Source organism: Anoxybacillus sp. J5B_2022, from assembly GCF_026847645.1.
Taxonomy (GTDB): domain Bacteria; phylum Bacillota; class Bacilli; order Bacillales; family Anoxybacillaceae; genus Anoxybacteroides.
The window spans coordinates 1-13,011 of sequence record NZ_JAPSMC010000034.1 but is presented as its reverse complement, the minus strand read 5'-3'; the positions used below and the strand labels follow the sequence as shown (position 1 = coordinate 13,011).

Here is a 13,011-nt window from a genome sequence, read left to right as displayed (position 1 = left end):
TTTGGTCATTCCGTACAGATATTTTATCATACTTTCGCCAAAAAGTAAAGAGAGGTTAACAGTTGTTAGTTAACCTCTAACGCTACTTGTTTATTCATTTGTAAATAATCAAGCACTTTTTTGACCGCTTCTTCCCCTTGATCAATGCAGTCAGGCAACCCTAATCCTTCATAGGAGCTACCTGCCAAAAAGACACCTGGGAGTTGCTCGTTTATTTTTTCTTTCACTGTTTCCATTCGTTCTTTATGTCCAACCACGTATTGTGGCATTGCTTTTTTCCAGCGAGAAACAACGGCAAATTCAGGACGACCGTTAATTCGCATCATTTTATTCAAATCATCAATCACGACTCGAATAATCTCGTCATCCGATTGCTCCACAATCGCTTCATCTCCAGGACGACCAACATAGCAGCGCAATAGCGCCTTTCCCTTCGGTGTAGTATGCGGCCATTTTTTGTGCGTCCATGTGCATGCAGTAATCGTATAGTCGCTCCGGCGCGACACAACGAACCCTGTTCCATCGATATTTTGTTCGATCGCTTCTTCTGCAAAAGCAAGTGCAACAGTAGCGACCGATGTAGACGGCATTGTTTTAAACGGTTCAAAAAATGATACGTTTGGAAACATCTCCGGCACTACTTGGTGCGGTGCAGCAACGATTACACTATCCGCTGTCCATACTTCTCCATTGCTTAAATACAGCCGGTAGCGACGATCGTGTTTTTCAATTAGTTCCACACGAATGCCTTTGCTGACGCTACCAGGCTCCAGTCGTTTTTCCACTTCATCGACGAGCGATTGCAAACCGGTTGTTAATGTTTGGAAAATACCTTTTTTGTTGGATGTTTCTTTTGCTTTTGGCGTTGTTCGCTTTGCCCCAAGCACAAGGCTTCCGTGTTTTTGTTCCAAATGGTAAAATTGAGGAAATGTCGCCATTAAGCTTAATTGATCAATATCGCCCGCATAAATTCCTGACAACAACGGCTCAATTAAATTTTCCACCACTTCATCGCCAAGGCGGCGCCGGAAAAATTGTCCTAATGACAAATCCCCGTCTGCTTTCGTCGGCGGTAAAATAAAATCAAACGCTGCCCGCAATTTGCCAATAGGAGAAAATAAGCCGCTCAAAACAAACGGACGAATTTTTGTTGGGATCCCCATTACCGCTCCGCCCGGAATGGCGTACAATTTTTCGTTCACAAGTATATACGATTTACCGGTAGCGTTATGGACGATTTTGTCTTGTAGCCCCACTTCATGAATAAGGCGTGCTGCGCTTTGTTTTCGCGCTAAAAAAGAATCGGGTCCTCGCTCAATGACAAACCCGTCGCGAATGACCGTTTGAATTTTCCCTCCTAATCGGTGGGTCGCTTCGATCAATTTACATTCGATCGGCAATTGCTGCTCTTTTATCGTTTTTTGTAAATAATAGACAGCAGCAATCCCTGTAATTCCGCCTCCAATGACTATTACAGTTTGTTTTTCGTTACTCACTGTTCAATCGCCTTCTTTACATGGTTTAACACAACGGTTGCTAATGCATCGATAAATAATGGTTGAGCGTTTGGCATGTCTGGGCGATAATAGGTAGCGCCGATTTCGTCCGTGACATTTTTGCATTCGATATCGTTGTCATACAGCACTTCTAAATGATCGGCGACAAATCCGACCGGAGCGTAAACAAATGACGTATAGCCTTTTGCTTCATGCAACTGTCTTGTTAAATCTTGCACGTCCGGTCCAAGCCAAGGTTCCGGAGTATTTCCCGCGCTTTGCCATCCGACGGCATAATGCTCGATTCCCGCTTGTTCTGCGATCATTCGCGCAGTTTCTTCTAGTTGCTGCGGATACGGATCGCCCGCCGCAATAATTTTTTCCGGCAAGCTGTGCGCGGATACAATCAACACCGCTTTTTTCCGCTCTTCTGCCTTCATGTTATCATAGATTTCCCTTACTTTTTCTACCCAATATTGAATAAATTTCGGCTCTTTATACCAGCTTTCCACGGAATAAATAACAGGACCGCCTAGTTTTTCTGCCTCCGCCTTTGCCCGCGCGTTATACGACTGAATGCTGAACGTCGAAAAATGAGGCGCGAGCACGATGCTGACTGCTTCCGTGATCCCGTCAGCATACATTTGTTGCACTGCATCTTCGACAAATGGCTCGATATGTTTTAACCCTAAATACATGCGAAATTCGATCTCGTCTTGGATTTCATTTAACCGTCTTTCCAACGCCTTCGCCTGCTCTCTCGTAATTTTCGCAAGCGGAGAAATGCCGCCAATCGCATCGTATCGTTCTTTCAAGTCTTGTAACATGTCAGCTGACGGCTTGCGGCCATGGCGAATGTGCGTATAATACCGCTCAATGTCTTCTTCTTTATAAGGAGTGCCGTAGGCCATCACTAATAACCCCATCTTCTTTTTCACCATTGTCCATCTCCTCACTTACGATTTTGCGATGTATATTCATGAATAAACGCCGTCAGCCGTTTTAACGTTTCTGGCTGGATGTCTGGGAAGATGCCGTGTCCTAAATTAAACACATACCCCGGTTGTTCCATTCCTTCATCTAAAATTCGCTTTACTCGCTCTTCAATCACGTCCCACGGTGCCAACAACACCGCTGGATCTAAGTTTCCTTGAATCGCTTTTGTCACGCCGTTTGCTCGTGCTTCTTTAATGGAAAGACGCCAGTCGAGCCCGACGACATCAAGTGGCAAATCATTCCATTCTTTTGCTAAATGACTAGCGCCAACACCGAACATAATAAGCGGTACGTTTTCTTCGCGCAACGCGGAGAAAATGCGTGCCATTGTCGGTTTAATAAAATAGCGATAGTCTTCCACATTAACGGCGCCGACCCATGAATCGAAAATTTGAATCGCTTTCGCCCCCGCTTGAATTTGCGCTTTAACGTAGCGAATCGTCATATCGGCGAGCTTGTCCATAAGCGCAAACCATGCTTTCGGCTCTGCATACATAAACGCCTTTGTTTTGTTATAATTTTTCGACGGACCACCTTCAATCATATAACTTGCTAACGTAAACGGCGCACCGGCAAAGCCGATAAGCGGCACATTTAACTGTTCCGTTGTCAATAATCGAATGGTTTCTAATACGTACGGAACGTCTGCTTCTGGGTGGATTTCCCCGAGTTTTTCAACATCTTGAAGGGAACGGATCGGATTAGAAATAACTGGTCCGATTCCTGCTTTAATATCCACATCGACGCCGATCGCTGGAAGCGGTGACATAATATCTTTATAAAGAATCGCTGCATCAACATTATATTGTTCGACAGGTAAGCGCGTCACATAGGCACATAGCTCCGGCTGATGAGTGATTTCAAACAGCGAATATTTTTCTTTTAACGCGCGATATTCCGGCTGTGACCGTCCTGCCTGCCGCATATACCAGACCGGAACGTACTCCGTTTTTTCCCCGCGGCAAGCGCGTAAAAATGTATCATTAAACGAACGTTTCATTTTCTTCCTCCGCCTTTCTGCCATTGACATTAAGAACACTTGGCCACAAGCCAAGTGGTGTACAATAACAACTATACAAGTTTCTTATTTTAATGTATAGCGAACGTAGTAAACAGTCAAAAAATTGACGATTTATGTTTTCAAATATTGAAGGGTGGCGGTTCCAAGCATTTTTGCCGCAATAAGCATCGCCTTTTCATCAAAATCAAATTTCGGATGGTGATGCGGAAACGGGTTTGTCACGTGATCTGCTTTCGCCCCTGTAAAGAAAAACGTTCCTTTCACCTTTTGCAAGTAATAGGCAAAATCTTCGCCGCCCATATGCGGCTCCGTTTCTTCCACAGTAGTAACTTCTGGGATTTGTTTTGCTACACGAACGATAAAATTCGTTTCTTCGTTATGGTTGACAACAGGTGGATATCCTCTTGTATACGTATATTGATACGAACAATCCGCCGCTACACAAATACCGTTTGTAATTTTTTCGATTTCTTGTTCAATCTCATCGCGGACCGCTTCGTCAAATGTGCGCACCGTCCCGACAAGTTTCGCTGTATCAGCAATGACGTTAAACGCGTTATCCGCTATAAACGAGCCGATCGATACAACCGCTGGCTGCAACGGATTGACGCGGCGGCTGACGATTTGTTGTAGCGCTAGCACAAGCTGCGCCGCCACTACGATTGCATCTTTCGTTTTATGTGGTTGCGCACCGTGGCCACCCGCTCCTTGAATCGTAATTTCAAACCGATCAGCCGCAGCCATAATCGGACCTGTTCGGTATTGAATCGTTCCGGTCGGCTCCGTTGCCCATAAGTGCGTGCCGAAAATGACGTCGACTCCTTCGAGGCAGCCGTCTTCGATCATCGTTATCGCTCCGCCTGGCGCATATTCTTCCGCATGCTGATGGATGAGCACAACCGTTCCTGAAAGTTCGTGTTTCATTTCATGAAGCGCTTTCGCTAAGACAAGTAGCGTCGCCGTATGGCCGTCGTGACCACATGCGTGCATGACACCCGGAACGGTTGATTTATATGGAACATCTTTCTCATCTTGGATCGGCAACGCATCAAAATCCGCGCGCAACGCGACCGTTTTTCCCGGTTTCGCTCCGACAATTTTAGCGACAACCCCGTTTCCACCAACATGTTCCCGCACCGAAACCCCTAACGTTTTATAATAGTTCGCGATGTATTTCGCGGTGTTGTATTCTTGAAACGATAGTTCTGGATGTTGATGCAAATAGCGGCGAATCGCCACCATCTCGTCGTAATACGCTTCTAAACGTTCATATAACTTTTGAATCATCCTCTCGCCCCTTTCTCTTTTTTTCATTATATCATGATGCCCGGCAATGATGACAAAAAGCTGCCTCCTCTTTAGAAGGCAGCCGTTTCATTCTATATGAGAAACATCGCGACAACGGTCGTCACTACAAGCCCGACGACGACTGGAACTAAGTTGCGCCGCGCTAATTCAAACGGGTCGACGCCGCAAATGGCAGCAGCCGGAATAAGCGCCCACGGAATTAATGTTCCGCCACCAACCCAAATCGCTGCAATTTGTCCGAGCGCAGTGAGCGTCGCCGCTCCGGTACCAATCGCCACGGAAAATAAGTGCGCTATGGAACCAGCGAGCGAAATGCCGGAAAATCCGGATCCGTCCAATCCTGTAATAGCACCGGCGAGCGTTAACGTTACCGCCCCAATTTCTTTATTCAAAGGAACTGCGTGGGCGAGCGCAACTCCTAAATCATTGACAATTCCTTGTGAAGCTTTTGGCAAATATTCACCGATGATGTGGACAAATGCTGCATCGCCTAAATAGAAAAACGCAGCAATTGGAATGACCGGACCGAATATTTTAAATCCGAATTGAAACCCTTCAATTAAATAATTCGTCACTTCTTCAAAACTGCTGCGTTGATGTGCAAAAACCGAGAGCAAAATCAAGATGAAAATGGCCGTCCCACCAATGAGCGCTGTCGCATCCCCGCCTTGCAATTTCAAATAAGACATGGCAACAACATCCGCAAGGAACAAAATCGGAATAAGCACCGCAAGCCCCTTTTTCGCACGATTCGACAGCAACGCTTTTGTTTGTTGCGCTTCCGTTTCTACCGTGGCAGCCATTTCTTTTGCGACTTCCAGCCGTCCTTTTTTCATATCACGCCGCAATAAAAGAAAGGCGGTTACCGTCGTCACAATCCCCATCACGAGAACAAGCGGGACACTCGCCGATACGACATCCGACACAGGAAGACCTGCTGCATCGGCTGTTAATTTTGGAGCCCCTTGAATAACAAAATCCCCCGATAAAGCCATTCCGTGGCCGAACAAATTCATCGCCATCGCTACTCCGATCGCTGGCAGTCCAACACGAAGCGCAACCGGCAATAACACCGCACCCATGAGCGCGACCGCTGGCGATGGCCAGAAAAACCATGAAATGACCATCATCAACAATCCGATCGTCCAGTACGCCCAGCTTGGTGTATGAATGAAGCGAGCAAACGGTGAAATCATCACATCGTTAATACCTGTCATCGTTAGCACTCGACTCATTGCAACAATGATGGAGATAATTAAAATCGTCGGCAACAGCTCAGTAATGGCGTAAATAAAGCTGCTGAATACCCCGCTAATGGCCGCACTTAACGAATGAGTGGCAGTAATCGCTAACAAGAAAATTCCAATCATACAAACAAGTGATGTATCTTTCCGTGCCACCATAAACCCGATGATAAGCACGACAAAGACGACGTAAATCCAATGCAACGCGGTCAACTCAACCCCCATGCTTTTTTCCCCTTTCCTTGTTCTATTCACACAGGCAATCGCCTAATGAATGTGCTACATCATATGAAAAAGGGAAAAAGATGTGCCTGTCGATTTCCACGGAAATAGTCGAAAAACAACGAAAAGCGGAGAACGGTCCTTGGCACAGCCAAGGAAACATCCGACGGACGCGAAAGCTTTCGACGAAACGTGCCCTGCACGTCGACGGAGAAAGCAAACGCGGAGGGGGATGTTAGTTCGCAGCTAGACAAGAAAAGCGGAGGCGACTGGAGATGCAAACATAAAAAATGCCGCTTGTAGTAGCGGCATTCGACAACCGTATTTTACTCACGAACAACGGTATACTTCGTCACATATGAAGGGCGCGGGAAAATCGTCGGTTGTTTTTCTTCCTGCGGAGCGGCTTCCCGTTGCCCATGCGCCCGCTCAAACGCTTTTGACCGCTGCCAGTTTTCAAAATGTTGTTTTTCTTTCCAAAGCGTCATAATGATATACGTATCGTTCGACAGCGGACGCAATACGCGAATCGCCACAAACCCCGGTTCTTTTTCGATCAACCGTGCCCGTTGGCTGAAACGGTACTCAAATAACGGCCTTCCTTCTTCGGTTACCGGAATATTGTTCAACACCGCAAACGTACCGCCCAACTCCCCAGCCGCATCGAGCACTTCGTAATGGCGCGGCTCTTGGAATACCGTTTCTCCGTCTGTTTCGTGAAGGAGCAGAGCTGTATCGCTTCCTTCTAGCAATAGCATAGGTTTGTTAGCATATTTTTCTTTCAGGTTTTGTAAATAGTCAAGCGTACCGGTTGTTATATACATTTTCATAAAGATCGCCTCCACCGATGATTTAAATACATAAACAACAGCCAATAACTAAAAACGACTCCCAATCCTAACAAGGATAAACTAGCTGTCCAGAGGCCACTGACTGCCAAAACGAGAGAAAATAGCACGTTTTGAAGGAGCAATAGCCAAAGCAGCAGCTGCAGCAGCGCCTTTTTTTGCGCGGAAACAGGCAACGGATACAATTGAATCAACACATGCCCACGATGATGGCGGGACAAAGCAAACAGTTGAACCCCTGTCGCATATAAGAAAAAGAAAGCGGCAATCACTTTCCCATACCCGTTCGGAACGATATAAACAAGGAAGCAACCAATAACCGTCAACCGGACATAAAGCCCGAAATAATCTCCCGCTCTAACAAACGTTCTTGCGTATAAATAGCGAAACGCGTTTTCCTTTCGCATGGAGATAAACTTCAGCGGCGGGTCCAACCAACGACGCCGTTTCGCTTGTTCTTTTAAGTGCGGCACATCGGTAAAGAGGTTGGCGAGACGGTAAAACCGCATCATGGCCCGTTCTTCCTGTAAAATTAGCTGTTCCCACGGAAGTGCTTTTTGCTTGGTGGCGTTCATAAAATAAAACGTGATCGCTATCATGATTCCCACCAGGCTAAGCAAAAACAAAAATGGGGCGTTCATTAACACGAAATAGACCGCTACACTGTTCAACCATATCCGTCCTATATTCCCGATCCATTTCGCTTTCGAATCAATCAAATGCGTTTCCTTCCAGCTGATAAATAAATTCCACCCTTTCAGCAACCATAAAATAAGGGCGAGCGACCATAGCGGCACCGTTGCAAACCGGAAATGAAGCGGCGCGACAGCGAGCAGTCCAAGCAAAAGGACGCAAGCCTGGGCAACTAAGCTAAACAAAAACGAACATCGAATGTATGAACCAAGCTGTTTTTCAGCCGGCAACAAAAAAACGATGTCTGCTTCCTTCAAAAACGTTCGAATCGGACTGTACGCCAAAAGGAGAGCAAAAATACCCGCTTCTACGACAGCATACGGAAAATGCGGCGATAACACTTGCACCCACTTCTCATACATGACCGCTCCTGCCCCAAGCCCAATCAATAGCACAAACAATAAATGATCGTTCAACATATAGCGCAAGTAGCGCCTTATTTCCGAAACATAACGACTGAACCGTTCCTTCCATAATCGCCGACTATCCATCATATTCGTCTTCCTTCGTCAGTTCAATGTAAATTTCATCGAGTGTGGCGGACGGAAGCTGAAACTGTTGCCGCAACGCTTCGATCGTTCCTTTCGCTTTCACTTTGCCGTGATGGAGAATGACAAACGAATCGCAATACCGTTCCGCCGTCGCTAAAATGTGCGTTGACATTAAAATCCCGGCTCCTTTTTGTTTGGCGTCTTGAATCCATTGAAGCAGCGAATGAATGCCAAGCGGATCGAGCCCTACAAACGGCTCATCAATGACGTAAAGCGCTGGATTCACTAAAAAGGCGCACATAATCATCACTTTTTGTTTCATGCCTTTGGAAAAATGAACAGGAAACCACGATAACTTTTTTTCCATGCGAAACGCTTTTAATAACGGCTCAAGCCGTTGTTCATATTGTGACGGAGATAAACCGTAAGCCATTGCCGTTAATTGTAAATGCTCTTTTAACGTCAATTCATCATATAAAATCGGTGTCTCCGGTATGTAAGCCAACTGCGCCCGGTACGCTTCCGGAGCGTCGGCAAACGTTTTTCCGCTGATCGTAATCGTTCCTTTGCGCGGCTCCATCAGCCCGATAATGTGTTTAATGGTCGTGCTTTTCCCCGCGCCATTTAACCCGATAAGACCTACTACTTCGCCGCGGTCTACCGTAAACGAAACGTCGTGTAACACATTGCGGTTTGTATAGCCGCCATATAAATGTTGAACTTCAAGCAGTGCCATCATTCGCTTTCCTTTCTCAATCATCATTAGCTTCATTTTATCAAAAAAACTGGCTCTTCACCACCAAATGTACTTGACAAAGAAAAATGTTCATGATACGTAAAATCAAAACGATCATTTTTTCATTTTTTACCATTCGCCTTGTTTGAATAATGTCAATATCATAATTTACTTTAAAAGTCAAGTACATCTTTCGGTGATGAACCAAAAAACTTGTTTTTTCCCAAAAATTATATGTATATAGACCGCACTTCTGGACATGATAATTAACGAAGAGGGGATGAGAATTTGATGAGTCATCCGCATGAAAACAAGGTGTTTACGAAAGATAGCACCGTCGGAAGCAAAGGAAAATTCCTTGTAAATGAGGTGTTTGTCGCAGATCATCAAGCAGAGCAGGATGTCCAATCCGAGCAAGGGGATGGTCACCTTGAACAAAATATGTTCATGAAGTAAAAAACCTTTTTGTAAATGAGGTGTTCATCAAACGCTATTTTGCGTAATGAAACTCTCACCCCTTTTCAACGAGGACAGGATGTAACCAAAACGGCTTACGTCCTGTCCTTTATTATGATAAAATGAAGACAAAAATGGCAAGAAAGGTGGCCTGTTCCATGAGTGATTGTATTTTTTGTAAAATTATAAATGGTGAAATTCCTGCCGCAAAAGTGTATGAAGACGAACACGTAGTAGCATTCCTTGACATTAGCCAAGTGACAAAAGGGCACACACTTGTTGTACCGAAAGTACATATGGCCGATCTTTTCGAATTGACGCCGGACGCTGCTAGCCAACTGTTTCGTACCGTTCCAAAAATCGCTAATGCCATCAAAAAGCAATTTTCGCCTGTCGGATTAAACCTTCTCAATAATAACGGGGAACAAGCAGGGCAAACGGTATTCCATTTTCATATGCATCTTATCCCGCGCTATGGCAAAGGCGACGGATTTGGCGCTGTTTGGAAATCAAACGCAAGCGACTATACGTTTGAAGACTTACAAACAATCGCAGCAACTATCCAAAAAGGACTCGAATAAAAAGAGAGGGAAGCACTCGTTGCTTCCCTTTTACTGTTGAAACACATTTTTTAAATCGCTGTCTTTCACTTGAACGTTCGCGTCTTTGATTAATTTTTCTACTTTCGATTCCATTTTAGCGGAATCAATTTTATTCTTTTTCACTTCGAATTCAATTTCCTCTTTCATTTGCTCGTACGACGGTTTCTTTTTCTTGTCCGTTACTTTAATAATGTGATAACCGTATTCCGTTTTGACTGGCTGGCTAACTTGTCCGACATTTAACGCATACGCGGCATCTTCGAATTCTTTCACCATTTTGCCCGGACCAAACCAGCCTAAATCGCCGCCATTTTGGGCAGAACCTACATCTTGCGAATATTCTTTCGCGAGTTTGGCGAAATCTTCGCCCTTATCCAATTTAGCTTTAATGTCTTGTGCGGTTTTTTCATCTTTCACTAAAATATGGCTAGCACGAATTTTTGGTTTATATTCATCATAGTACTGTTTTAACTCTTTTTCCGTTACTTTGACATCTTCCACCGCTGCTTTTTGTCGCAACAAATCAAGCTTCACCATGTCGCGAATCGCTTGTTCGCCGCTTTGCTGTACGGCAAGATCATATTGCGCACCGTACATGTCTTTTAAATTGGCGATCTCACGGTCTATCTCTTTTTCGCTCACTTTATATTTTTTGCTAAGTACTTTTTCATACACAAGATCGCGAATCACTTCTTTTCCGACGCGCTCTTTCATCGCTTTGTAAAATTCATCTTTTGTAATGTCGCCCGCTTTCGTTTCGACAATTACTTCTGATCCGCCGTTATTGCAAGCGGATAATGCGAGAACAGAAGCTGCAGCCATAAAAGCAATCGTCCATTTTTTCATTCGTTTCACAACTCCTACAATCAAATTTTCGAAAACTACACCCATAACTATAGCACATTTTCCCATGATACAAAAATTTTTTCCTTTTAGTCATGCGCCCATACACGTTTCACACGATGACATATGATGAAGTATCCAAACATGAAACAACCTTTGAAAGGAGGTGTTGTTCATGGGCGCACCTTATGCAGGAGGATTTGCGTTAATTGTTGTGTTGTTTATTTTATTAATCATTGTCGGCAGTGCCTGGTTATTCTAAAGCTGTTAATAAAAAAGCTGGCAGTCACCGCTGTCAGCTTTGTTTTATGTAAAAAGTACTTCGAAGTAGGAAGAGATGAGTAAAATCGTAATGAGCACATTAATCGTCCGAAACACGGTCGGCTGTTTTTCTTCCGGAATCTCTCTCTGCACGCAAAGCGCATTCGTCAATTGATTAATCGAAAACAAAATAACGGTCGCAAGGGGTATAAAATACAATGCCATATGCCACTCTCCACCTATCCCTTACAAAATTACTTCCTTTACTTTACAACGTTTTTTTCGATAAATCAATATGTTTTTTCAAAACGGCTCTTCACTTATAGTTGGTTATTTTGCACCAATTGGTTAAAATAAACATAGGGAGGAAGACGGCATATGGAAGACCTTATCGCTAAACTAAACTTTCATTGCTCACTACTGCTCGAAATGGTCGATGAAACGAAAAAACCGTTTTATCATCTTGTCGTTGCTGCTAATTTATCGAAGGAAGAAGTCGAGGAGACGATCGTTCTTTGTGAACATTTGAGCAAAGAATACGAAAAACAAAAAGCGGAAGGGTTTACGGTTTTCATCCCGCTTTTAATTCATTTTGCTGGAATGCTCCATCCCGATCTTCCGCTTGAAAAAACAGTAGACGCGCTTTTAAGCCAGCAGATGTTTGTCCCTCTGATGAAAGAGTTCAAAAAGCTAATGGCGACGATCCACTCATGACGACGGACTAGCGACTTCTTGCTCAACTTCCTGCTCTGGCTTTTTCACAAGTTTCCCGTCTTTTTCAATAAAGTCCGCTTTAATGTTCTCAAACGATTTTTCGAAAATCTCCATAAAATCGTCCCCATAAATGTTACGAATAATACACATCATTTCTAAAATCTCCGGAAATTTCCCGTATAATTCGCGTAACGGAAGCGCACCATTAAAAACAGCGTTTTGTTTCGGGTCATACGATTCCATTAATTTCAACAATATTTGCTCCCCTTTTTCTGTTAACTCAATGTATGTGTTCCGCTTGTCATCTTGCTTTTTCGAAAACGTCAACAATCCGCGCTCTTCTAGCTTTTTCGAAAAATTAAATGCGGTCGAAACGTGCATGACACCGAATTTGGCGATTTCCGAAATGGATGCGCCTTTGAAGTGGTAGGCAATCCATAAAATATGGTGTTCGTTAATGTTTAAATCGAACGGTTTAATCCATTGCTGCCAATCTTTTTCGATCGACTTCCAAAGCGCCTTGCTTAATTGGGCAATTCGTTGGCTAAATAGCATCGCCTCTTTTATAGAATAATGTTGTTCTTTGCTCTTCATCGTTCCACCCACTCTTCCCTAACCATTATTATTTTATCTTCTATTATGCCAGTAAAATAAAAATTAATAAAGATGCAAATGTTAGAATTTTTAAATAAAATGTAATTCACCGTATTCATAGCCAAACCGTCAAACACATATAGTGAGCATAGGGGGAAGATAATGATGTATATGGTAACCTTTTTCTATTTGCTCAGTTTTGTTTTTTTCTGTTTGACGGCTTCCGCTTTCATAGCGATCCAGAAAGCGAAAATATACCCACCGAAAAAAGTATTAAAAAACCGCATGGCTCTATATGCTGTTGCAGCGCTTCTTTGCTTTTTGATTGCATGGAGTTTGCGCTAGGTTATCAATTTTATTAAAATCATAAAATAACGACAAAGATTTTAATAAAATTGTTTATCAGTCCACGTCGTTTAAGCGACATGTACTCTGATTGGGTGTAACCCCACGCCCTCTATCCCATTGGCAAACGCCTTTGGGAAT

General features: G+C 43.9%; 16 protein-coding genes. 5 read left to right on the top strand and 11 right to left on the bottom strand.

The genetic code is table 11. The annotated features are described in order from the left end of the window. Positions 1-65: 65 nt before the first annotated feature. The 8 genes from hemY to M4I42_RS10480 form a co-directional block, all read right to left on the bottom strand. On the bottom strand, positions 66-1,496 hold the full coding sequence (hemY, locus tag M4I42_RS10515; protein WP_268852127.1) for a protoporphyrinogen oxidase: 1,431 nt from the start codon (positions 1,494-1,496) through the stop codon (positions 66-68). After that, complete coding sequence (gene hemH, locus M4I42_RS10510) at positions 1,493-2,437, bottom strand: ferrochelatase (protein WP_268852126.1); 945 nt, start codon at positions 2,435-2,437, stop codon at positions 1,493-1,495. Before hemH ends, hemY begins: the two co-directional genes overlap by 4 nt. Positions 2,438-2,448: 11 nt before the next feature. Beyond that, complete coding sequence (hemE, locus tag M4I42_RS10505; RefSeq protein ID WP_268852125.1) at positions 2,449-3,492, bottom strand: uroporphyrinogen decarboxylase; 1,044 nt, start codon at positions 3,490-3,492, stop codon at positions 2,449-2,451. Positions 3,493-3,624: 132 nt separating this feature from the next. Continuing rightward, positions 3,625-4,800, bottom strand: coding sequence for a M20 family metallopeptidase (locus M4I42_RS10500; RefSeq protein WP_268852124.1), 1,176 nt, complete (start codon positions 4,798-4,800; stop codon positions 3,625-3,627). 92 nt (positions 4,801-4,892) lie between these two features. Continuing rightward, positions 4,893-6,290: a hypothetical protein gene (locus M4I42_RS10495; protein WP_268852123.1), complete on the bottom strand. Its 1,398-nt coding sequence runs from the start codon at positions 6,288-6,290 to the stop codon at positions 4,893-4,895. A gap of 323 nt (positions 6,291-6,613) precedes the next feature. Further along, complete coding sequence (locus tag M4I42_RS10490; RefSeq protein ID WP_268852122.1) at positions 6,614-7,117, bottom strand: antibiotic biosynthesis monooxygenase family protein; 504 nt, start codon at positions 7,115-7,117, stop codon at positions 6,614-6,616. Continuing rightward, positions 7,114-8,319, bottom strand: a complete 1,206-nt coding sequence (locus M4I42_RS10485) for an ABC transporter permease (protein ID WP_268852121.1) — start codon at positions 8,317-8,319, stop codon at positions 7,114-7,116. The genes M4I42_RS10490 and M4I42_RS10485 overlap by 4 nt, the downstream gene beginning before the upstream one ends. Beyond that, complete coding sequence (locus tag M4I42_RS10480) at positions 8,312-9,055, bottom strand: ABC transporter ATP-binding protein (protein ID WP_268852147.1); 744 nt, start codon at positions 9,053-9,055, stop codon at positions 8,312-8,314. Before M4I42_RS10480 ends, M4I42_RS10485 begins: the two co-directional genes overlap by 8 nt. A 291-nt stretch (positions 9,056-9,346) precedes the next feature. Here M4I42_RS10480 and M4I42_RS10475 point away from each other — a divergent pair, with 291 nt between their 5' ends. Both M4I42_RS10475 and M4I42_RS10470 read left to right on the top strand, forming a co-directional pair. Next, positions 9,347-9,511, top strand: a complete 165-nt coding sequence (locus M4I42_RS10475; protein WP_268852120.1) for a hypothetical protein — start codon at positions 9,347-9,349, stop codon at positions 9,509-9,511. A 158-nt stretch (positions 9,512-9,669) separates the two neighbouring features. Continuing rightward, the gene (locus M4I42_RS10470) at positions 9,670-10,092 is read left to right on the top strand and encodes an HIT family protein (protein WP_268852119.1); all 423 of its coding nucleotides are present in this window, start codon (positions 9,670-9,672) and stop codon (positions 10,090-10,092) included. Between the two features lie 30 nt (positions 10,093-10,122). Here M4I42_RS10470 and M4I42_RS10465 read toward each other — a convergent pair whose 3' ends face one another. Then, a complete protein-coding gene (locus M4I42_RS10465; protein ID WP_268852118.1) occupies positions 10,123-10,959 on the bottom strand; it encodes a peptidylprolyl isomerase in 837 nt (278 codons plus the stop codon). A gap of 172 nt (positions 10,960-11,131) precedes the next feature. Here M4I42_RS10465 and M4I42_RS10460 point away from each other — a divergent pair, with 172 nt between their 5' ends. Beyond that, the gene (locus M4I42_RS10460; RefSeq protein ID WP_084256195.1) at positions 11,132-11,218 is read left to right on the top strand and encodes a YjcZ family sporulation protein; all 87 of its coding nucleotides are present in this window, start codon (positions 11,132-11,134) and stop codon (positions 11,216-11,218) included. Positions 11,219-11,262: 44 nt separating this feature from the next. On the opposite strand, the gene M4I42_RS10455 is transcribed toward M4I42_RS10460, so the two are convergent. Beyond that, on the bottom strand, positions 11,263-11,442 hold the full coding sequence (locus M4I42_RS10455; RefSeq protein ID WP_268852117.1) for a hypothetical protein: 180 nt from the start codon (positions 11,440-11,442) through the stop codon (positions 11,263-11,265). A gap of 153 nt (positions 11,443-11,595) precedes the next feature. Here M4I42_RS10455 and M4I42_RS10450 point away from each other — a divergent pair, with 153 nt between their 5' ends. Next, positions 11,596-11,931: a DUF1878 family protein gene (locus tag M4I42_RS10450; RefSeq protein WP_268852116.1), complete on the top strand. Its 336-nt coding sequence runs from the start codon at positions 11,596-11,598 to the stop codon at positions 11,929-11,931. On the opposite strand, the gene M4I42_RS10445 is transcribed toward M4I42_RS10450, so the two are convergent. Next, positions 11,926-12,525, bottom strand: a complete 600-nt coding sequence (locus M4I42_RS10445; RefSeq protein ID WP_268852115.1) for an HTH-type transcriptional regulator Hpr — start codon at positions 12,523-12,525, stop codon at positions 11,926-11,928. The two genes, M4I42_RS10450 and M4I42_RS10445, sit on opposite strands and share 6 nt — an antisense overlap. Before the next feature lie 162 nt (positions 12,526-12,687). On the opposite strand from M4I42_RS10445, the gene M4I42_RS10440 reads away from it, so the two are divergent. Next, a complete protein-coding gene (locus M4I42_RS10440; RefSeq protein ID WP_268852114.1) occupies positions 12,688-12,870 on the top strand; it encodes a hypothetical protein in 183 nt (60 codons plus the stop codon). Positions 12,871-13,011 lie beyond the last annotated feature (141 nt).